At 45.3% G+C, this 21,182-nt stretch carries 24 protein-coding genes and 4 pseudogenes; 3 read left to right on the top strand and 25 right to left on the bottom strand.

Annotation, left to right across the window (positions count from 1 at the left end):
• Window positions 1–22 precede the first annotated feature (22 nt).
• Window positions 23–484 (bottom strand): bifunctional 2-polyprenyl-6-hydroxyphenol methylase/3-demethylubiquinol 3-O-methyltransferase UbiG, encoded by a 462-nt coding sequence (locus JCM19037_RS29060; RefSeq protein WP_307189695.1) that lies wholly within the window; start codon window positions 482–484, stop codon window positions 23–25.
• The gene (locus tag JCM19037_RS01410; RefSeq protein WP_042397088.1) at window positions 484–1,017 is read right to left on the bottom strand and encodes a GNAT family N-acetyltransferase; all 534 of its coding nucleotides are present in this window, start codon (window positions 1,015–1,017) and stop codon (window positions 484–486) included. Before JCM19037_RS01410 ends, JCM19037_RS29060 begins: the two co-directional genes overlap by 1 nt.
• Before the next feature lie 88 nt (window positions 1,018–1,105).
• Here JCM19037_RS01410 and JCM19037_RS01405 point away from each other — a divergent pair, with 88 nt between their 5' ends.
• Both JCM19037_RS01405 and JCM19037_RS01400 read left to right on the top strand, forming a co-directional pair.
• On the top strand, window positions 1,106–1,372 hold the full coding sequence (locus JCM19037_RS01405; protein WP_042397085.1) for a hypothetical protein: 267 nt from the start codon (window positions 1,106–1,108) through the stop codon (window positions 1,370–1,372).
• 24 nt (window positions 1,373–1,396) lie between these two features.
• Complete coding sequence (locus JCM19037_RS01400; protein ID WP_042397082.1) at window positions 1,397–2,122, top strand: sulfite exporter TauE/SafE family protein; 726 nt, start codon at window positions 1,397–1,399, stop codon at window positions 2,120–2,122.
• A 7-nt stretch (window positions 2,123–2,129) separates the two neighbouring features.
• Here JCM19037_RS01400 and JCM19037_RS01395 read toward each other — a convergent pair.
• The 16 genes and pseudogenes from JCM19037_RS01395 to JCM19037_RS01330 form a co-directional block, all read right to left on the bottom strand.
• Window positions 2,130–2,644 (bottom strand): annotated as a pseudogene (locus tag JCM19037_RS01395) (NUDIX domain-containing protein).
• 180 nt (window positions 2,645–2,824) lie between these two features.
• Window positions 2,825–3,340 carry a DUF402 domain-containing protein gene (locus JCM19037_RS01390; RefSeq protein WP_042397079.1) on the bottom strand — a complete coding sequence of 172 codons (516 nt, stop codon included), beginning with the start codon at window positions 3,338–3,340 and terminating at the stop codon, window positions 2,825–2,827.
• On the bottom strand, window positions 3,337–3,828 hold the full coding sequence (locus JCM19037_RS01385; protein ID WP_042397078.1) for a GyrI-like domain-containing protein: 492 nt from the start codon (window positions 3,826–3,828) through the stop codon (window positions 3,337–3,339). The genes JCM19037_RS01390 and JCM19037_RS01385 overlap by 4 nt, the downstream gene beginning before the upstream one ends.
• Before the next feature lie 332 nt (window positions 3,829–4,160).
• Window positions 4,161–5,102: a hypothetical protein gene (locus tag JCM19037_RS01380; RefSeq protein WP_042397075.1), complete on the bottom strand. Its 942-nt coding sequence runs from the start codon at window positions 5,100–5,102 to the stop codon at window positions 4,161–4,163.
• 60 nt (window positions 5,103–5,162) lie between these two features.
• Window positions 5,163–5,303, bottom strand: coding sequence for a lmo0937 family membrane protein (locus tag JCM19037_RS24795; RefSeq protein ID WP_152548890.1), 141 nt, complete (start codon window positions 5,301–5,303; stop codon window positions 5,163–5,165).
• 144 nt (window positions 5,304–5,447) lie between these two features.
• Window positions 5,448–6,170: an IucA/IucC family C-terminal-domain containing protein gene (locus JCM19037_RS01375; RefSeq protein WP_042397073.1), complete on the bottom strand. Its 723-nt coding sequence runs from the start codon at window positions 6,168–6,170 to the stop codon at window positions 5,448–5,450.
• 20 nt (window positions 6,171–6,190) lie between these two features.
• Window positions 6,191–7,003 (bottom strand): ABC transporter ATP-binding protein, encoded by an 813-nt coding sequence (locus tag JCM19037_RS01370; protein ID WP_042397071.1) that lies wholly within the window; start codon window positions 7,001–7,003, stop codon window positions 6,191–6,193.
• 12 nt (window positions 7,004–7,015) lie between these two features.
• On the bottom strand, window positions 7,016–7,300 hold the full coding sequence (locus JCM19037_RS29055; protein WP_307189694.1) for an iron chelate uptake ABC transporter family permease subunit: 285 nt from the start codon (window positions 7,298–7,300) through the stop codon (window positions 7,016–7,018).
• Window positions 7,297–8,055 carry an iron chelate uptake ABC transporter family permease subunit gene (locus JCM19037_RS01365; protein WP_307189693.1) on the bottom strand — a complete coding sequence of 253 codons (759 nt, stop codon included), beginning with the start codon at window positions 8,053–8,055 and terminating at the stop codon, window positions 7,297–7,299. Before JCM19037_RS01365 ends, JCM19037_RS29055 begins: the two co-directional genes overlap by 4 nt.
• A pseudogene (locus tag JCM19037_RS01360) lies at window positions 8,052–9,061 on the bottom strand (FecCD family ABC transporter permease). The gene JCM19037_RS01365 and the pseudogene JCM19037_RS01360 overlap by 4 nt, the downstream one beginning before the upstream one ends.
• A gap of 8 nt (window positions 9,062–9,069) precedes the next feature.
• A complete protein-coding gene (locus JCM19037_RS01355) occupies window positions 9,070–10,044 on the bottom strand; it encodes an ABC transporter substrate-binding protein (RefSeq protein ID WP_042397068.1) in 975 nt (324 codons plus the stop codon).
• A 103-nt stretch (window positions 10,045–10,147) separates the two neighbouring features.
• The gene (locus tag JCM19037_RS01350; RefSeq protein ID WP_042397065.1) at window positions 10,148–11,671 is read right to left on the bottom strand and encodes an AraC family transcriptional regulator; all 1,524 of its coding nucleotides are present in this window, start codon (window positions 11,669–11,671) and stop codon (window positions 10,148–10,150) included.
• Between the two features lie 147 nt (window positions 11,672–11,818).
• Window positions 11,819–12,319 (bottom strand): YncE family protein, encoded by a 501-nt coding sequence (locus JCM19037_RS01345; protein WP_042397062.1) that lies wholly within the window; start codon window positions 12,317–12,319, stop codon window positions 11,819–11,821.
• A gap of 286 nt (window positions 12,320–12,605) precedes the next feature.
• Window positions 12,606–12,827, bottom strand: coding sequence for a hypothetical protein (locus JCM19037_RS01340; RefSeq protein ID WP_042397061.1), 222 nt, complete (start codon window positions 12,825–12,827; stop codon window positions 12,606–12,608).
• A gap of 91 nt (window positions 12,828–12,918) precedes the next feature.
• Window positions 12,919–14,430, bottom strand: a complete 1,512-nt coding sequence (locus JCM19037_RS01335) for a class I adenylate-forming enzyme family protein (RefSeq protein ID WP_052363419.1) — start codon at window positions 14,428–14,430, stop codon at window positions 12,919–12,921.
• A complete protein-coding gene (locus tag JCM19037_RS01330) occupies window positions 14,417–15,247 on the bottom strand; it encodes an SDR family NAD(P)-dependent oxidoreductase (RefSeq protein ID WP_238544479.1) in 831 nt (276 codons plus the stop codon). The genes JCM19037_RS01335 and JCM19037_RS01330 overlap by 14 nt, the downstream gene beginning before the upstream one ends.
• Before the next feature lie 105 nt (window positions 15,248–15,352).
• Between JCM19037_RS01330 and JCM19037_RS01325 the strand changes: the two are divergent.
• Window positions 15,353–16,271: pseudogene (locus JCM19037_RS01325) on the top strand (macrolide 2'-phosphotransferase).
• Between the two features lie 86 nt (window positions 16,272–16,357).
• Here the strand turns inward: JCM19037_RS01325 and JCM19037_RS01320 are convergent.
• The 7 genes and pseudogenes from JCM19037_RS01320 to JCM19037_RS01295 all read right to left on the bottom strand — a co-directional run bounded on the left by JCM19037_RS01320 (window position 16,358) and on the right by JCM19037_RS01295 (window position 21,178).
• Window positions 16,358–16,768: a GNAT family N-acetyltransferase gene (locus JCM19037_RS01320; protein ID WP_042397055.1), complete on the bottom strand. Its 411-nt coding sequence runs from the start codon at window positions 16,766–16,768 to the stop codon at window positions 16,358–16,360.
• A gap of 7 nt (window positions 16,769–16,775) precedes the next feature.
• A pseudogene (locus tag JCM19037_RS01315) lies at window positions 16,776–17,467 on the bottom strand (Type 1 glutamine amidotransferase-like domain-containing protein).
• Between the two features lie 14 nt (window positions 17,468–17,481).
• Window positions 17,482–18,342: a GNAT family N-acetyltransferase gene (locus JCM19037_RS01310; protein WP_042397053.1), complete on the bottom strand. Its 861-nt coding sequence runs from the start codon at window positions 18,340–18,342 to the stop codon at window positions 17,482–17,484.
• On the bottom strand, window positions 18,339–18,719 hold the full coding sequence (locus JCM19037_RS01305; protein ID WP_042397051.1) for a hypothetical protein: 381 nt from the start codon (window positions 18,717–18,719) through the stop codon (window positions 18,339–18,341). The genes JCM19037_RS01310 and JCM19037_RS01305 overlap by 4 nt, the downstream gene beginning before the upstream one ends.
• A 918-nt stretch (window positions 18,720–19,637) precedes the next feature.
• On the bottom strand, window positions 19,638–19,772 hold the full coding sequence (locus JCM19037_RS28025; RefSeq protein ID WP_255343751.1) for a hypothetical protein: 135 nt from the start codon (window positions 19,770–19,772) through the stop codon (window positions 19,638–19,640).
• Window positions 19,772–20,875, bottom strand: a complete 1,104-nt coding sequence (locus JCM19037_RS01300) for a hypothetical protein (RefSeq protein WP_042397048.1) — start codon at window positions 20,873–20,875, stop codon at window positions 19,772–19,774. The genes JCM19037_RS28025 and JCM19037_RS01300 overlap by 1 nt, the downstream gene beginning before the upstream one ends.
• A gap of 39 nt (window positions 20,876–20,914) precedes the next feature.
• Window positions 20,915–21,178, bottom strand: coding sequence for a helix-turn-helix transcriptional regulator (locus JCM19037_RS01295; RefSeq protein ID WP_042397046.1), 264 nt, complete (start codon window positions 21,176–21,178; stop codon window positions 20,915–20,917).
• Window positions 21,179–21,182: the final 4 nt, after the last annotated feature.

Below are 21,182 nucleotides of genomic sequence, written 5' to 3'. Positions count from 1 at the left end.
TTATGCGGTTTCGTGAGTGCATTTAATACGTGCCTCGTTCTCGCATAAATGCCACGAAAATCACGCCTCCCATACGAGTCACACGGGCTAACTCTTGAACGGCTAGCCGCCGGTCGGCTTCTTCTTGCAAATGATAGAGAGGACCAAGCATGAGCGCGGCATCAAAGCTGCCATCTCGAAAGCCGGACAAATCTCTCGCATCTTTCGTATAAAACCCGTCCATCGACGCATGTACGCCTGCATCTTTTGCGTGTTGCTCGGCTTGTACGACCAACCCGGGCGTCAAATCCGTCACCGTCACAGTGTAACCACTGCCCGCAAGTGCAATTGCATACTTCCCAGGTCCAGCGCCATTATCCAAAATCGTTCCGGATTTCGGCAAGTGCTTTCTCATATAGTGAAGATTCACTTGAAACTCTACGGGTTCGCGGTCCAACCTGCCCCACTCGTCAAACTGTTCATAGTAAGACCGGACTTCCCTCATCAAAGCTGCTCCCATTCTTCTCGTAAAACCCCCATACGAATGGAGTCATAGTAGTGATTATTATAAAACCGAACGTTCCGAATTCGCGCCTCCATCTTCATGCCAAGCTTCTCGGCAACACGAACCATACGCTCATTCCCTGACCAAGTCGTCAGACCGACACGTACGAGCGGGAGCGTCGAAAAGAGGTGATCCATCCAGAGACGTAGCGCCTTTGAACCACTGCCCCCACCCCACCACTCTGGATCGTAAATACCAATGCCCATTTCCAACCAATTCTTCATCTCGTCCTCATAATAGTACGTGACCGTGCCAATGACAATGCCATTTGCCTCAATGACCCAACCGTCATCGGAATTGACCCACTCGTCTCTCCTTTCCAAAAATCTATTAAGAGGCATTGTACGATGCGTGAAGTACGGTGCGTCCCACTTTTTCCATTCGGGGTTCTCCTCGCGATACAACAACTCCCATAACCGCTCCATATCTTCGTCTCGAACCGGCCGAATCGTAATCTCTCCATCGGTGTACATTGAAATACCACTCCTTTTTATAAAATGATATCATTAATCTTTGAAAAATTGGGGAATAGGGACGATAGATAGCGGGAGGTGGCGAGTGTTGAAACTTTTGAGTTACGGGTATTGGAGAAAGGGCCAAGTTCGGGCGATCTTTGATCGATTTCCTGACTCGACGGTGACGTTTCGACCGATTGCCTCATTTTATTTTGTGTATATGATTGATTGGTCTGAGCGCGACTTGTATGTGACACGTGAAGACCTCGCGCAAATGGAGACGCTTATGAATGATGAGTTAGGACTAGGTGATGCCTATCGAAAGCGTAAACGTTTCTATTCAAGTAGAAAAAGTCATGATAGGCTTATGTAGACTGAACGTTGGGAGGCCTTTTCAATGACGCTCCTCTTTTTTATCTGTTTAATCTTTGTGGCGTCGGTGTTGCAAACGAGCACAGGGTTTGGGTTTTCCATCATGGCTATGCCTCTACTTCTGCTCATCTTCCCCCCACAAGAAGCGATTCAAATTAATATCATCTTAACGATCTTCATTTCTCTATTCCTTATCGGCAAGATTCGCGGGTCGTTGCATGCGCCTTTGTTAAAACGAATTATAATCAGTAGCGTACTCGGCGCGCCGCTTGGTTTCCTCTTATTTGTCACCGTGAACATTGACCTGTTTAAACTCGGCATTAGTGTCGTGTTATTGTTGCTCACCGTCTTACTCATCACGCGTGTATCCATTCGTCCCACGAAGAATAGAGATTATATCGTTGGCGGATTTTCTGGATTGTTTACGACGAGCATCGGAATGTCGGGCCCTCCGATGTTGCTTTATTTCACTGGCGGTGACGCTGAGAAGAATCGGGTCCGGTCAACAACGATTGCGTTTTCGCTTTTCATCAATACGTTTAGCCTCATTGCCCACATGTCACTCTTAGGAACGAACCGTATCGTTTGGGAAACGATCCTCTATTCCATTCCAGTTGTACTGATCGGCATCTTTGCCGGACAGAAACTGTTTGATTGGCTTGATCAAAAAACGTTCAAACGAATCTTATACGTCATACTCGGCGGAACCGGCCTATACTTACTCATTGAAAGCATTGTCACGATGATTTGATGAAGTCTCATTCGCTCCTCGTAACAATATGCAGTTGTTCTCGAGGGGCCTGTTGGACAAAATGCTTTTCAATAAACTCGAGCACCTGATCATTGCCCGGCATCGTCGCCTGCTCTTTTGCCGCTTCAATCGTTAACCACCGGTATTCGCTATGTTCATCATTTAAGACAATCGGTGTTGAGTCTTTGACAAGCCCGACAAACACCGGGGCGAGATAAATTTGATTTCGGTCCGGTGAATAGAACTGATCAAATGTATTGGACGTGTACAGAGAAACGTCTGTAACCCCCGTTTCCTCTTCAATTTCACGAAGAGCCGCTCCCCTTCCTCTATACCTCCACCAATGTAGCACCACGCGCCTTGAAGGGGTGCATCGTTTCTTTTTAATAGCAATACGTGGTTGCCCTTTAGCAGCACAACTGCAATTCCTGAACTGTTGATCGGCACATTCACGATGCTTTCACTCCTTCCTAGGGCTTTGTTCCATTCAGCATTTTTCCATCGGCCAATTACTCTGCTCATAATAAAAGTCTGCAAATAGCTGTAGTGCTTCTTCGTAAGAAATGCCGTCATTCACAAAGAGGCTTGTTCGAGTGGCATTGCCTCAAACTCGTACGCCCCCTCTTCTCCCGCTACTTGAACCGATATCCCCGAGTGATGCGAATAACGATTTATCAGGAGTCGCAGCCTCAACAGCTTTTTTCATTTCCCCTGTCGATTGTCTTCCCCCTTTACCATATTTTTTAGCATCTGTTCAGATGTTCGAATAACAGCAGGAACAAGTGTGGGCAGTTCGGTTAATACACGATTTAGCGCATGCTCGACACGCCCGCCCTCGAAAACATTCATTGCTACAGGAAGCTCCTCCTCATCAAGCACAGCCAACCTGCCAGCCGGACAAACCGCAACATCAATAATGCGATCTTCATACAAGACATAGGATTCAGTAATTTCAGTTTGACCGACAATGTTGATGTAGGTGCCAATAAGACGGTTTCTTGTATCTCGAAATACATATACGTTGTACGGACGGTCGGTCCAATAAAAAGCACACGTACACCCACCTTTAGGAACGGTAAGTGCGAACTGATTCGACTGTATACGAAAAGGCTTCTCGATGTGATGGTACAATACTGCTTCTCGTTCAGGTCGCACGAAAAGCGGCACACACATGTACTCTTCAATCACACCATCGTACCGCTCTTTCCTCTCAATCATCGAAGCACCTTCTTGTAATTCTTATTGATGATGGGAATGCGAATTTCAAACCGATCGGCATCTGTTTCATACTTCTCATGCTTGATCGGCAACGCATCATAATACGATTGATCATTGCTCGTATACGGCACATACTTACTAGATTCAAGCCATTCGTTCACCTGCATATACGTGGCTTCAATGGACCCACCTTCATGGGCGGTTACGAGATAGGTCATTTCTGGAATAACGAGCTCTACAAATCCTGGAGGCACCTCTTGTTCTTCACTCACATGAAACGCTGAGTAGTATACGAATCCGTCCGGCCGCGTATGGTAAGAGAGCCCGTATCTGACGTGCGGCTCTTTAATATCCACAAGCTCCTTCTTTCTTTGTATGGACTGCTCGATGAGCATGGGAATTTCTTCAATGCTTGTGAACGAGACGTCCAGTTTAAGACCAATAACCCGATAGTCAGGTAACGTTTGAACGTAAAAAATAGATCTCACCTCTAATTATTTTACTATTCATTATAATGAGTGTAGTTCTAGATCTCAACTTTATCCTTGGGTCATTTGCCGGGGCACGGTTTAGGGATAAAATCTTACCGTAGATGATTCTAAGGTAAGATTTCCCTTGTTTTACGAGACGTTTTACTAAAAATCCTACCACAGGAACGAGAAAAATTACCATAGAATGACCAATGGTACGAATCTCAGCCGAAAACGCTAGCAAATTCGAGAAAATCTTACCATAGTGGATGACTCCCTCAGCGTAGAAAAATGCGGCGCCTTACAGCCCCGCCCCGATCATTCAAACGCTACCTATAATTGTGTTCACCCTACTGAATTGCTTCCGGCATGTCATATACGCCACGTTCTTCAATGTGTAATCCCATGTCGAACCCGTCGTCTTCAAGTTCGTTCTTACGTTCTTCAGCTTCCTCAAACGTCACATAGTACCCTTCTTCAACAAACACACTGCTGTCTTCAGCGTGCAAAATTCTCACTTGTTCTCCACCCATCTCCTGAAAGTCTGTTTCCGCTCTTTGAATGTCCTCGACGGTCTCACCTTCAGGTATGGAAGCGGTTCGGAGTGAGTAAACGGTCGTGTATTCTTCTTCTGTTTCCATCTGGCGCACATCGGTGACGATCTTCGCTGGATTGTGCATTTCAAATATTTCAAATTCAATTGCTTCTTGAACGTACACTGCATATTGAATCGAAGCATCATCAAAATAAGGTACGGTCTCCATCTGAGAAAATAAGTTCATGTTCGATAAATCAGGCACATCTGCTGGCTGACCACGAATGCCACTTAACGTGTACATGAGTCGTGAAGGGTACGTTTCTTTCGTTACTTCAAAATCATTTGGGATGTCTACGGGATCTTCGATCTCGTCATATACCCCTTCATATATATCAAATACAAGCCGTTCATACTCATCATGAGTTCCTTGATCGATGTTCCCTACGACTCTACCATCTGTCATTTCTCCACCAGTAAATGTTCCAGCCTGCACATACTGATCCTCTTTCGTCGTGGCAGACGCATACTCTTCTCCTACAAGTTCTTTTACTGCTAGATCTGTATCTTCTCCATTCTCTTCAAACTCATCGTTTTCTTCGTTTGGATTCTCTTCTTCCTCAATCGCTTCTTGCTCCACGCTCGGTTCCGTCGATTCATCAAGATCCCCATCATTGTCAGATGCTATTTCCTCTACATCATTTCCACAAGCGGTTAACAAAACAACACCTAAAACTAGTGCACCCCATCTTCTCATGTTGTTCCTCCCTAAGGTTGTTCGTAAACAAATAAAGAAGAAGGTCTCCCTTCTTCTTCGCTACCTTCGACCGGTAATCATTTGGAATATAAGCACAACGAGTGCAACGATCAGTAGTAAATGTATGAGACCTTCACCAAAGCCACTAATGAAACCAAGTAGCCAAAGTACAAGTATAACGATAAAAATCGTCCATAACATGGTAGATTCCCTCCCGTTATTTTGAGGCATATGAATAGATGCCCGTATTACAGGGGAGTTAAACCGATAACTGTTCCAACCATTAATAATTGGGTCTATTGAATGAGTCATACTATTACTACGAACTGATTGAAAAGCCTTCCTTTACCGTTCTAACGGACAAATTACACACCGTTCTAAATCTTCTTTTTTATTTTCGATGCGATGAAATAAGCAGCACGTCTTGCGCGTACACGACGTTCCGTAAATCGCTTCTTCTCGTAAGTAAGGGGACATTGGGTTATGTGCGAGCCCAAAGAGCGATCCTTCTGCTTCTTTTAGAAAAGTAAAGTCAGATTGAATCAGAATTTTCTCCTCTACTGTCAAAGGAAGTTGTAACAACTTCCTATACACTGAATGAATACGAATCGCTGTATTTTCCCAAAGGATCCTTGAAGAGATCCGGACTTTCGTTAACGCTTGAATGAGAGGGGTAAAATGCTCTGTAAAAAATTGCTGTAAAACGGTTCGTCTCCATGCTTCTCGGTTCTCTGAATGACACATCCGCCATACACATTCGTTTTCATGGACACACAGCTTTTTTCGGTCGCCATTAAACACACACCCTTTCAGAGGCATCGCAAGTGCACAATGGTAGTTACCTAAGCTATACAGCAACGAGCCGACGGAAACACGAGCATAATATTTAATAAAGAGTGAGGCGGCAACTTTGATGTTCGGTGCTTCAATCCTCTCCATATACTCTGTTAGAAAATCACGACAACGTTGAGGATCGAGCATTTCGTCCATACGAAAGCCAACCGTCGATTGGGTGGATCGTTCAATTCCGAATGAAGACAGGTTATCTATGGTTACGGTATGACTCATTTTGTCTCACCCTTTCGAATTCAGCGTGCAAGTGTACGTACATCATTACGTCTAATCGCCTTTTTCCCGTACGGAATTGTCATCGGCGTACCCGTAACTGGATCAGGAATCACCTCACACTCCAGGAAAAATACCGCTCTCATCATCTCTGGCGTCACAACTTGTTCTGGCTTACCTTCTGCATAAACGGTTTGATCTTTAAGTGCGATCATATGATCAGCGTATCTCGCTGCCAGATTCAAGTCATGCAACACGATGACGACCGTTTTCCCTTCCATTTCATTTAGCGTGTGGCAAAGATCAAGAATCTCTATCTGATGGGCAACATCGAGGAAAGTCGTCGGTTCATCAAGGAGGAGAATCTCCGTCCGTTGTGCGAGAGTCATCGCGATCCACGCTCGTTGCCGCTGTCCACCTGAGAGCGATGCAATCGTCCGATCTGCAAGGTGTTTGACACCTGTTGAGGCCATCGCCTCGTTGACGACCTGCTCATCTTCAACAGACCATTGCTGCAATAAGCTCTGGTGAGGATAACGACCTTGTTTCACAAGCTGTTGCACGGTAATTCCCTCCGGGCTACTTGCGCTTTGCGGTAGAACGGCCAATTTCTTGGCAATTGTTTTCGTCGACAATTGCTGAAGTTCATCTTCCGCTAATCGAACGGTTCCTGCCATCGGTTTTAAAAGTCTAGCTAACGAACGTAATAGTGTCGATTTACCACACCCATTTGCGCCCACAAATATTGTGATCTTACCCTTTGGAATTTCGATATTTAAGTGATTAATAATCACGTTGTCTCGATATCCGAGTGTCAGAGATTCTGTTTGAATCATGTTCTCACCTCATTATTGATGACGGTTCCGATAGAGCAAGTACAAGAAGAAAGGTGCACCAATCGCTGATACAAATACACCCACCGGTACATCCAGAGGCAAAAAGGCCGTTCTACCAATTACATCTGCACTAAAGACCATCATTCCTCCAATCAATGCAGCCGCGGGCACAAGAACGGCAAAGGACTTGCCAAACAACAACCTTGCAATATGGGGTGCCATCAATCCGACGAAGCTAATGCCACCTGCAAATGCGACGGCAACACCTGCCAACAATACACTTATACTAATCATCATGAACCGCTGCACTTGCATTCGCGCGCGAGACTTGTCGCCACCTCTTCACCGAGCTGGTGGACGTGCATCGCTCGGGTCAAAAGCAAAGCGAGTGGAATGCAGACGATAACCCAAGGAAACATATGCCCGACATCGGTCCACGAAGCCCCGTACACACTGCCTGTCATCCATACGTATGCCTGACTACTCGTGTTCAATGGACTGAATACAATCATGAGTGTCGTTAATGCACTCAATAGTGCATTAATTCCAATCCCGATTAAAATAAGACGAATGGGAGAAATGCCGTCTTTCCATGCGAGCAAGTAAATGAACAGTGAAACGACTGCAGAACCAACCATAGCGGCCAGCGGTAACCAACTAAGAGACACGATACCGCCTAACGTTGTGATAAAGAACACAGCCGCAAGTGCACCTCCGCCTGTAATCCCAATAATGTCAGGTGATGCGAGCGGATTTCTTACCATTTCTTGCAATATTAAGCCGGACACTCCTAAAGCCGCTCCGGCAAACAAGGCAACGAGCATTCGAGGCAAACGCAAACTTTCAATGATGAACGTTGCCGCTCCGACATCCATCCCGATTACATATTGAAAAATTGTAATTGGGGATACCCAAGTGCTACCGAGCGCTAACCCAATAGTCATCAGGACAATCATCGAGCAAAACAACAACATCATCATGAGCCATGGCTTCAATTCAAGCTGTAAAGAGAGTGCGCCTGACGATGAACGTATATTAACGACCTTTTTCATGACTGCTTAAATCCTTTTCTCGCAATATAGATAAAGAACGGTGTGCCGAGCAACGCCGTAACGACACCAATCGGAATTTCTCTAGGCTGAATGGCTACTCTCCCAATAACATCTGCACAAAGCATAAGAATTGCGCCAATTACCATGCAGTAGATGAGCAACCACTTGTGCCGATGACCTACTAGGAAACGAGCGATATGCGGGACGATTAATCCTATAAAACCAATCATGCCTCCAACAGCTACAGCACCACCAGCGAGTAACACAGCAACCCCAATAATCATCAGCTTCACAACCCATACTCGTTGTCCAAGCCCTCGTGCAATATCATCTCCGGTATGCAACAAGTCCATCGGCTTGGCGATTAAAAATGCGAGTATAATGGCAATAAAAGTAATCGGCATAATTGGAAGAAGCATGTCAATTGATCGATTGGAAACCGTTCCTGCCATCCAAAGAAGAACGCGATCAAGGTTCGCTTCATTGGTGACGAGCAACCCTTGGGTTAATGAAACGAATAATGCCGTGATCGCTGTCCCTGCAAGTACGATGCGAACTGGTGATACATCTGGGCTACCGACGGTTCCAAGAATATAAACCATAATGGCTGCAGCGAGGCACCCGCAAAGGCAAACCAAAGAAGTGCCGGCAACGCTTGAATGGAGAAAAACGAAATGGCAGCCACAACAAAGAATAAAGCACCGGCATTAATGCCAAACACTCCAGGAGAGGCCAAAGGATTCCGTGTTAACGCTTGGAGAAGTGCGCCAGCAACCGCAAGACTCACCCCTATAAAAATAGCGGATGCTGCTCGAGAAAGCCGGTGGTACAAAATGACGTGATCCGCATTGGTAGCGTCGAAGCTACGTACAGCTTCAAGTATCGCTCCAGGAGCAACATATTGCTGACCGACTTGAATGCTTGCATACACGGAAAGAATGAAAAAAACGATCAAGACGAAAAGTCCTAGTATTTTCGCCTTCGACGTTCGTAGCAACTCACGCATGCCTTCCCTTATTCTCCGTCTTCAAGTTCAAAGATTTCATATAGGTCATCAAGCATTTCGTTTGCAGCTATAAAACCTGCACCCATGCTCCAAATCACTTCATCGACCATCTCTACTTGATCTTGATCCACGGCCTCGAGTTCACCCCAAAGTGGATGGTCTGTCCATAACTGCCAAGCTTCATCTAACTCGTCTGCTTCTTGGTTGCTTTGCATATAGACAAAGAACATGTCGCTTTCAAGCTCCGGTATGCTTTCCGTGTTCGTAAGCTCAATAAATGTTTCATCGGTTTCATACGCCTGTTGCTGATTGTCAGGCATTTCAAACCCCGCATCGCTTAATACACTTCCCGGAAACCCCTCAACAAACAATCGCAACGAATCTGACCTAAAGTTAATTACAGAGCGTGTCATCGGCCACTCGTCTTGCGTCGATTCCATTTGCAATTGAAAGTCTTCAATACGTTCATCCCAATGATCCAACAACTGTTTTGCTTGATCTTCTTCCCCGAGCGTCTCTCCCATAATTTCTAACGTCGCCTTAAAGTCATTCAACTCTTCTAGCACAACTGTAGGAGCAATATCTGAGAGTTGCTCGTATACCTCTTCATGGCGGGATTGGGTTGCGATAATTACATCAGGTTCAAGCGCCGCAATTTCTTCTAAGTTTGGTTGAATCTCATCACCAACAATCGTACTCTCGCTCAAGTCATCTCGTAAGTATTCGTATACAGGCTGCTCTAACCAAGATTCGACAATGCCTACAGGTTCATATCCAAGTGCAACCGCTGTATCGTTCGCACCTTGAAATAAGGTAACGACATTCTCTGGTGTTTCCTCAAACTCTGCAACGCCAAGATGATGTTCTACTTCATACGCAGACATACTTTCTGCATCTGTACTCACTGTAGAAGTGCCCTCATCATCCCCACACCCTGCAAGAAGTATGGTCCCACCGAAAATTATATATGATGTTTTTTTCATAGTTTCCTCCACTTTCGTTGATAATGATTCTCATTACTGATTATATGACTATACGAACGAGAGAAACATAGACGAAAGTGACTTAACCCTGCATTATTCTGATTTAAGTGACGAAAAACTCGACCAACTTGTTGAGAAAGAGGTTATGAGAATAGGCATTATAACTCGTGTATAAATGCTTCGTATCATAAAGCGCGAATATGCGATTGTTTTGAACAGCCTTCAACAATTGCCATTGCTTGGTTTCCTTGAGTGTATGCAATTGTCTTTCGATCGCATTCTGATCAGGTAATCGGTCATGGCTTCGATACAACGTAAGAATGATATAATCCGCATCCATTCGTAGCAAATCTTCTAACCCTATTGGCCGTAAGTGGGCAATTCTTTCGACTTCTTTCGGTGCTTGAATATGAAGGTCATCGTAGAGCACGGCTCCCATATTTCTCATCCCATAGATGCAGTAGCCTTGTTCACCGACCCCAATAACGACGACAGTACCCTCTCCGATTTGAAGTTTGATGCGATCTCGAATGGTTTTTGCCTTCTCGTCATATTGCTTTAACCATTGCTTTGCATGCTCTTGCCGATGAACGATATCAGCCACTTGTTGAAAGTGCTCTCTCCACGTCGATGTATACGGTAAGTTAACAACCGGAGCAATGTTGTTCATTACATCAAGCCGGTTGCCGCTCTCTTGCAAAATTGAAGCCTTTTGTATAATCACATCAGGTTGAGCATCCAAAATCTTATTCACATCCGCTCGCTCCCGACCGATATCTAGTACACCGGCTTCTTTGAGTGAAATCGGATAAGATTCGTTCATGATTGCCGCATATGGAAAACAGTCCAACGCTAAAAGGTGACCGGTAACGAGATGATGAAGCGAGGCTACTTTCGTTGTTCTATTCCTCGTTTTCATATAATGATTTGGAGAGTATCCTGTTTGTTGTTTAAACTGTCGACTGAAATAGAATTCATCGTTATAACCAACTTTAAGGGCCACTTCCCGAATCGTTGCTCGGTTTTGTACTAAGAGCTGTTTCGCATGTGTGAGACGAACATGATTTAAATATGAAATCGGACTCTGTGCATAACGTTCTTTGAATACTCTCGAAAAATAGTCTCGGTTTAGACCGGCTTTTTGCGCAAGTTGTGTTCGCGTCATGGAGGTTGAGAAATATTGGTCAATGTATTGTTTAACCACTTCGAGCCGTTTTGACAATGTGTCATCATTGCCATCATTTATTTCTCCATAAATAATATATAAAATTTCATAAAAAGTGTATGTGGGTCTGTATCCATGAACTTCTTTCATATGAGCCAATGCAATCAATTGCTGAACCTTATGGACAAACTGCTCATTCTTTTGAAATGTCAGGCTAATTTTTTCCAATGGAACCTTTGACATCGATGCATTATGTTTATCTTTATCATACGCTTCACAAACCAATACATAATGAGCAGAGCGACTGCCTAATTGATCTACAGTCGTTACGCTACACGTATCTCGGTCGATCGTTATGTAAAAACCATCCTCGTTACTGACTTGTCCATTTTTCAAATGGATGGCCGTTACAAAATGAAATGTATATGAGTTTACCATCTGTAGAAAAGTCGTTTTGCTCATAAGATTCTCCTTCCCATTGAAAATGAAAATCATTATCAACATAATACCATGAACAAATTCCGACCTCAAATGCTCATCTTCGTGGAGAACGACGCATCCACCTGGCTGGTAGCACTTCGGCACATGCGACCAGCCACAGGCAAAACGTTAAGGCAGAGTGATGATCCTCAGTGAATGGGCTTCCAGGGGCATCACACGAATGACTTGTTGTTGATCCATGTCCATTACATCAACAAATTTACGGTTTTTGTAGGCCAGATACGCGCGTCTCGTATACGGATTGAGTGCAACACTTACGAGTGTACGTCTTGTCGTCACCGTGTTTGCAATTGTATTCGTCACTACGTCTAAAACGGTAATGTATCCATCACCATTAGTGACATACACTGCATTCCCCACAGGGTCCAATTCCATTTGTTTCGGGCTGCCTCCAACGAGTATTTCATCTAGAAACTCCAAAGAATCGCCATCATAGATCGAGACCGTTCCCCCGTCATAATTTGACACGTACACAAGATTCGTCCTTTCATCGACCAACACGTCACTCGGATTGGCGAGTCCTTCAGTAAAAGGGCCTAGCACTTCATTCGTCGAACCGTTTACGATATTCAGCTCATTAGAGAGCCCCCCTCCGCTAACGACATACACGACATTCGATTTTGCATTGACTGCTAATGCTGTTAATCGACACGGGAACTGCCCTTTCCCGATGAGCTTCTCTTGTGTAAACGTGTGACCGTTAATGACAAACAGTTGTCCCGTTAACGTTCCAATATAGACACGGTTTGTCTTGAGGTTAAGGCAATTGCCTCAGGACTTGGGAAAAGCGATTTAACCGTGATGTGCTTGATCACCTTTTCCGTCTCAGCACTATATACAGAGATCATATTGGGCGCTTCCCCTGGGGCGACGTACACAACGTTTCGAACCGGATCTACGGCAATTGCACGTGATAAAAAGGTCGCGGGTAACGTTCCAACACGTGTTTCTGTATGCCTGCAAATACTGAAGTATTTCCTGTGGTTGGCATAAGCGTATACACTTTATTTAAGCCTGTGGGAACAGTTGGAGTGGTTGGTAACAGCGGGGAAGTGGGACGAGACGGACCATTAATCACATTGTTGTAAAGGACAATCCAGCGCCGACCATCTTTCATCCTATTCCTCCTTACATTCAAACTCTTATATAATATGTCGAAACGCTGATCGCCCGTGTAGGTCACAACCCTACAAAAAGCTCCCGGTTTTTTATGAAAACCAGGAGCTTTTGTATTGGGAATCCAACGTTTTTTTATCGATTTTACCGACGTTTGTGTACGGAAGCGCGTCCATTGAAATGAGCTGCCTTGGGCGCTTCGATGTTTGTAATCGTTCTTCCAAAAACGTGTGCACGTCATCTACCGTGTTATTTGCGTGGGCACCGAGTTCCACAAATCCGATGAGGCGCTCTCCATACTCATCATCTGAAGCCCCAATGACAGCTGCAGCCTTTACCGCCTCATGTTGCAATAATACCTGTTCCAACTCAATGGGATACACGTTCACACCACCAACAATGACGAGGTCATCCTTTCGCCCTAAAAGATAAAAGCGACCGTGTTCGTCAAACCAACCGACATCTCCCGTGCCACTACTCGACGATTGACTAGACCATGTGTTTACAATATGGATCTCACCCGTACTTCCCACTGGTTGCTGCTTATCACCATCCATGACAACAGCACGCATACCGCGGATTGGTCGACCGATTGTACCCGGTGACTCCTGTAAATCCCTCGGCGTAGCAATGAAGTTTAGCCCCGTTTCTGACGTTCCATATAAATTGTAGAGAACCATACCGAGCGTTTTTTCTGTTCTTCTAACGAGTGAATCGTCTAGTCTTGCCCCACCAGAAGCCATGCAACGGAGCGTTGTTAACTGCTCTGGGGGACACGTATCAAGTAAACGCTGAACGATCATCGGGACGACTGTCATCACATCCACTCGGTGATCGGAAATGAGCTTCCCAGCTGTTGTTGCGTCAAATCGCTTCGTAAAATAAAGCGTTTTACCTGTGATTAGAAACAGGAACAACACAGCAATGCCGTACCCATGATAAAGTGGTGTGGCAACGTATGCCCGTTCTCTATTCATAATTTCTAGCTTGGATATGAAATCAAGAAACGGATCGAGAAAGCGAAAAAGCGACGGCGAATGAGCAGCTGACTTCGGCGTCCCCGTCGTCCCACCTGTAAATAACACTAACCGTCCACTTGATTTGCGGCCGACTGAAGGCCGACCTGGTGCGGTTTCATTCAGCTGTTGCTCACAATTCCAAACCGCAATGCCCTCCGTATTTGGCTCCGCAGTATTGTCATGGATAATAAGGGTAAAGCTTTGTTCGTCATACAAATCTTGTAACTCCGGCTCCCTTAAACGAGAGGGTAATAAATAGACGTCGGCACCTAGCCTGGACACTGCAAACACCGTTGCCACAAAATCGATATGATTGGCACACATAAACGCCACCCGGTCATTATCCCGCACACTTTCGGCTAATGCTCGTAACTTCCTTCTCGAAAGGTTGAGCAGTTGATTGTACGTGATCGTCCGCTCGTCATCGGTCATCGCCTCATGGTGTTTATACTTTGCTGCGGCGATCTCTAAAAGTGTCATGAGATTTGATCCTGAACGAAACATGGCGATGACTAAATGAACGATCGTTATTGGCGATAGCATCCCGAGGTGACGGAGTACGTTTAACAATTTAACGATCTGCATCGTTTCCCCTCCGTCCCGCTGAGTAATCTCGTAAATTCCTGCGATGAAGCGTTATGTACTGCAGTGGGGATAACCACCACGGGCGCACAGACGTCTGGCGCTTGTAGATTGCCCGTCCAACCCGGACAGCGACTTGGTCGACACTCATCGCCGGTGCTTTACCGTACGCTTTTGTCGGTTCAATCATCGGGGTGCGAACGAGTGGCAAATACATCGTTGTCACAACAACGCCTACACGTTCCAATTCTTCAGCTGCACTTCTAAGCCAAGCATCAAACGCTGATTTTGACGCCTGATAAGCAGAGAAATGAGGCATCGGAGGCAAGCATGCATTGATGGTAGACATACTAATCACGTGCCCCCCACTCTCCTCAAGTTCAGGCAGAAATGATAGCGTCAGATGAACCGGCGCAAAGTAATTGATGGCCATCGTCCTCGTAAAGTCGTGCATGCGGGACGCGGATTCTCGAACTGGTCGCCGAATGGAGTGCCCCGCACAGTGCACCAACACGTCAATTTGTGGAGAAACGTCACGAGCAAAATCAACAAACCGCTCCCGTGACACCTCCTCGCGAAGGTCGATACCGTATACGTCAATGTGTGCTCGTTCTTTATGCAATGATTGTTGGAGCGACGCTAACCGTTCTAGTCTTCTTGCCGCAAGAATGAGGTGGCAATCTGATTTGGCGAGAACCTTGACGAGTTGTTTTCCAATTCCCGAACTCGCCCCTGTAATGACAATGGTTTTTCCCGTCACCTCGTCATCAAGTTTCTGTTCATTTAGCTCGAGTCGCGGATATAATAATCGTTCGATCAACCGCATCGTACCTCCTCCCCATCCAATATTCCCATTGTATAATAAGAAAACGGCTTTTGGATATTTTAAACAAATAAGAACGTCTATAAAAATGAGGGGTTAGCGATGGACAAAAATGAGATTTATACGTTAGCAAAAAACAAGGGGCTAGACATTGACTCGTCAACAATCACACTTAATCAATCCGGTGTCGATTTTCTGTCGCCCATGCCAATGACAATCACGGGCGCCGTTGGATTCTAAGAATACCGAGAAAAATTGAATCGATGCGACACGCCGAGCAAGAGAAAATGGCGTTGGACGTTATTTCAGAACATGTCCCGTTTCAAGTTCCTGTTTGGTCAATATTTTCAGATGAACTCATTGCTTACGAGCAGTTAAGCGGTACCCCTGCTGGCACCATTGATATGGAAAAACAAGCGTATGTGTGGGAGATTGATACCGCACAAATCCCTCCTGCTTTTACCGACTCATTAGGAAGATCACTCGCAGCACTACACGCCGTACCGACAGGATCACTAAATAACACTGGCGTAGCATTGTTGAAACTGGGCAACTGAGATGCTCAATGAAAGAAAGAATGATGACGGTGAAAGAACATTTCTCCATTCATCCTGGACGGTGGGAGTATTGGCAAGCTTGGCTCGCCAATGATGCGATATGGCCTGAACATACAGGCGTGAAACACGGGGACCTTCATCCAGGTCACCTTCTTATTAACCCGGATAAACAAGTGACAGGAATGATCGATTGGACAGAAACCGGTGTCGGTGATGTGAGCATTGACTTCGTTGGGCATTATAAACTCTTTGGTAATTCCGCGCTTCAAGACGTACTCGCTGCTTACGATAACGCTGGTGGCAAAACTTGGACGCAAATGGACGAGCACATTCGTCAATTGCATCAGGCAGAAGCGATCGTCGTCGCTGAATACGCCCTTGCTTCTGAGAGTAAGGACATGCACGAGATGACCGCCCAGTTACTTCAAGTAGACCCATATGAAAACGACGGAAACGAGGCATAATATGAGACTCGCGTGCATACACTTGTATCACAAATCGACGCGAAACAGGCCATTTTACACTTGTTTCGTGTCGATCGCTTCGCCCCTTAATATTTTCGGTACATTCCTTGAGACCGGGGAGCCGTAAATTGAAACCCGTACTGCTCATACAAGTCACTCGCCCGCCCGTCTGCAATTAAACTCACATACGACCCTGGATATGTATGAGCATCAAGATAATTCGTAATCTCCGTCATGATCACTTTTGCTAGCCCTTGTCCTTGATGAGTCGGCTTCACAACAATGTCGACAACTTGGAAAAACGTCGCGCCGTCACCTATCACCCTGCCCATTCCGATCAACGACTCGTGATCATACAGACAGACGACAAACTGTGAATTCTCCAGCCCAATTTCTGCCGCTTCAATTGACTTTCCGCTCAATCCCCCATCAAGACGCAACTCGTTGTATTGTTCTGGACGTGGTGCAGCGTAGCTGACTTCATATTTATTTTTCATTACTCACTCATCCTTTCTCTCCTAAAAAAATCGGTGTTATGCTTTTCTCAGCATTTAAGGACACGTGAAAAGCGGATGCATCAGGTCGGGAAGAAACAACTTTTGCTAGTGTAGAGTCTGTATAATGCAAGGCAACGCCGTCATCAGCGGCGACACCGGCGATGAGCAGTTGTTGGTTGATGAACTTCTGATAACTCGGCCGACGTTTTTCTTCCCCATCGTAATGGGGGCAATGACTACCCGCTAACCAACCAAGCCCATCAATCACTTCTAATCCATCTCCGTAAGAATCGGTTACGCCTTGTTCAAACCAGCAAATCGACCCGGCACTAAGGCCTGCCATTACAATTCCTTGTTGCCATGCTTCATATAAAATCTTGTCAACGCCCCATTCTCTCCATAAAGCAAGTAAGTTTTTCGTATTTCCACCTCCGACATAGACAATGTCTTTGTCTAAAATCCACGCTCTTAAGTCTCTCGTCGGCGTCGAAACAACGACAAATGCGACGGCTCACAGTGTAAACGTTCAAAGGCAGCATAAAACCGGGCAACCTAACCTTCTGAGTCCCCACTTGCCGTCGGAACGAGACAAATTTTCGGCCTCTCTTTATCCGACTGGTTCAAGATGTACTCATCGAGCAACGGATTGTCAGGCTCCATAGAGAATCCCCCACCGCCAAGAGCAATAATTTGCTTCATGTTCAAAACCTTCTTTATCCAAAAATTTGCGCCGCAATGGCGTAACGCGTGCTCGGTTCTTCTTTATTACTTAGACCATTTCTCACCATCATTTGCGCAGTGGCGTACAATTTGAAATGATTGTTGTGTAGCCAGTAATCAAGTTCAGGTTCAAAATGCGGTGTATCCATTCGAAAAGAACCCGTTTCTCCATGAACGAGGGAACAAATCATATGTGTCACTTGGCGCACGTTTTGGCAAACAATCGGTCCAATCATGACATTTTTTCTCGCACTTACCGACAGTCCATACCCTACAACTTTGTCATCTTCGATCCACACGAACGCCCGCTTTGCTGCAGCGATCCTTCTCTTTAGAAATTCATGTCGTGAGTCCCCAAAGGCTCGTTCGTCAACACGGACTACCGCTTCGAAGTCATCGGAATCATACGCACGAATATTCGGATGATTGCGTTCGTCAACACGCCCCCACACACCAACGTCCTGGCATACGTAGCTCGACACTTCAGATACCGGAACAAATCCTAATTTTTCGTAAAGTTGTTGCCCTTGCCCTGTCGCAATCAATATCGTAGACGCACTTTCTGGCACAGCGTCCACACAAGCGACAGTTAACTGTCGTCCCAGGCCTCTCCCTCGCTCCGTCGAGTCGACCATCACAAGACCGAGCGTCGCAATGTTTTCTTTTTCATATGTAATGAGTGCTGCACACCCTAACAGAACACCCTTATCGTCCTTACACCCAAACACATGACCCGTAGTGAGAATTTGCCGCACGTCATTTTCACTATAGTCCCAATCAAAATCACAGATAAACGCGTGAATCGCTTTCACATCGGTTTCAGTTAAACGCTCAACTTTGTATGAATCGTTCACGCAAAGTGCTCCATGTGTTGACGGTACAACATCCAACCTGCTTGCTCCTTTTTGAACACTTCGACAGCAAGCACTGTCGTTAACAACTGACGATCTAAATGAAAATCAATCGTTGCAGTTAAAATCAGCTCATCCGGCTTTCTTAGGCTACTTTTCATATCAGTATACCGAAATTCGACACGTTTCCCTTCATATGATTGAAAGGTCTGAATATTATCTTCCCGATATTCCTCACCGTTGTAAATGCGATAAGCCACATCATCGTAATACCCGAAATACCCAACAAAAGCTTCCGAAACCCAAGCATTGATCCGTTCAACATCACCACTATTCATATCTTTATGAAACACCTCTACCGCTTGCCAAACCTCTTCCATCTGCTTTCCCCCTCTTGTCGTTATTATACCTCATCCACCAATTACAGAAAAACGATACAAAGAAGTAGTAACTGTCTATTCGGATGCTGGAACTTTGCAACATGATAAAGGACAGGGTGCGCTCCATCGTGCGTTGTTGCTTTGTCGGAAGTGAGCGCTCCGGTGTCGGAAACGTGCACTTCTCTGTCGAAAGTGTGCACATTTTTGTCGAATACGTGCACTCTGGTGTCAATTATGTGCACTTCCCTGTCGATTACGTGCACTCCTCTGTCAAAGCGTGCGCCCCGGTGTCGATTGTGTGCACTTCCTTGTCGAAAGCGTGCGCCCCGGTGTCGATTGTGTGCACTTCCTTGTCGAAAGCGTGCACTCCTTTGTCGATTGCGTGCACTTCCTCGAAAAGGCCATGATCTAGATCGCCGAAACTTTAAAATCTTCCAAATCTAAATATCCTGTCGGCGCGAGCCGCGCCGAACCGAGTGCGGTTTCGTTTCGGCCCCACAGGGGCCGACGTGTCGTCGGCACTTCAGCCTGGAATCTGCGCATGAGTTTGGTAAAATCGGTCAAAAGCGCAAACTTGCGCGCAGATGGGGGAAATTCGCGCGCAAAATGACATCCAGCACATCGCTCCCCTCCAACCCAACACCCAACAGTGCAAATTAAGAAAATGTTACGTTCATTCTATATAGATCACCAACCTTCTAGACATTTCCATTACCGGCGGCGTTCCATTATTTTTGTTCTCTTTAACCCCGTACGTGAAGACATGCAGTTGGCACTTGCAATGAGAATGGTTTGGTTTTTTGGATCAAGCCCCTAACTTAAAAACCCCTCACCATAAGCGGTGAGGGGCCAACTGTAAAGCATTCACAATGTGTTAGGGGGTGAGGTGTAAATGCATCGCATCAACACTTCGCTCTGTCATGTGACTTCGTTTTTATCTTGTGGTTGCACATCTAGAGCGAGTGTATGAGCGTCGTTTGTTTGAACAGAACCAAATCCGATGACCATGGCGACAAGAACAGCAATTGTAGCAACTCTTTTTACATTTTTCATTATACTTTCCCTCCAATATTGATTTCGTTTACGTTCGTTTCAAATGACCATGACAAATAGTGGTGTGCGGTGACGTAATCTTTATGGTGAATGTAATAATCAGACAGCTCTTTCGTCACTTCTTTGAGTTCAAATCGCAAGTTTTTTCGCTGTAGCAGTTTGAGCGCTTTTTCAATAGCCTGATGACTTGGTTTATCCGACACATATAGTTCTCTCGCAATCAGGCTACGGGATACGTACTCTAGCAGTCCTTCGGGTTGATCGATAAGCGATTTCTCTACTTCATCTAACAGTTGTTTTCCTTTTTCATACTTCCCTAGCTTCAACAACGCGTATGCCAAGTTGAACGACGTCTTTACGCCGACCGTCCGCATCCGTTGATCACCTGTACGTAATGACCATTCATACAGCTCAGCTGCTTTCTCAAAATTCTTAAAGCGAAATTCATTGTTCGCCTTGCTTCGAATCGCCATTGCCTTTGTTAGTGGTTCGTGATTCGCATGAAGGATGCCTTGTTCCGCATAAGCGTTAGCGCTCGCATGGTCACCCGCTTCTGAATAAATCCCAGACTTTAAAATGTTCAGGTTCGCTTTTAATTTATCATGACAACCTGACACCTTTATCAGTTCGTACGATCGATCGACATTGTGCAACGCCGATATGTTCTGGTCTAATCGATAATAGACAAAGGCTTTTCGAAAAAAGAACTCTGCTCGTTCGTAGGCGTTTACATGTTTCATATAATTTTCTGCTTTTCTTAGCGACTGCAACGCTTCGAAATAATCTTCTGTGTTGGAAGCTACGATCGCTTGCATGAAATAATATAAATAGGTAAGCGTTTTGTCTGTCAGTTCCAACACATCTTGCTTCATCTCAATGGACCGTTGCAGATCAGGCCGAAAACTGATTTCTTCGTTAAGAATTTGGTGCTTAAAGTTCACCAGATCATAATAACATCGTACTTTTTTTGAGACAGTGCCTAAACACATATACTGATCGACTTGGCTTTTCGTTTTCCTTGCTTCTTTAAGCTCATAATGGGATAAGTTTATAAACCACTCGCCAATTTGGGTCAATACTTCAGTTTCAAAAGGGTTATTCATACCGGCATCACCACCACAAGTAAAAATGACAACTTTCCTTTACTTACAATCCGTTTGGTCCTCCTTTCCGTCTTGTGGTCGCTTCGCCTTCGTGCAGTCTCCATGCTCATCGGGATCGTAGAAAAGGATTTGATCAATGGGGAGCCTCACAAATACAGAAAACCGATACGCCACATCTGCTCTGAAAAACAACCGATATTTCTCATAATGAATGTACTGCTTTTCTGACATGCCAAGCTTTTTCGCCATTTCCTTTTGTGTAAGAGCATTTAATTTCCGAGCCTGAGCAAGTGTGAACTTCATGAGA

It is taken from the genome of Geomicrobium sp. JCM 19037 (assembly GCF_000698105.1).
Classification (GTDB): Bacteria; Bacillota; Bacilli; order Bacillales; family Marinococcaceae; genus Geomicrobium_A.
This window is presented reverse-complemented; position numbering and strand designations above follow the sequence as displayed.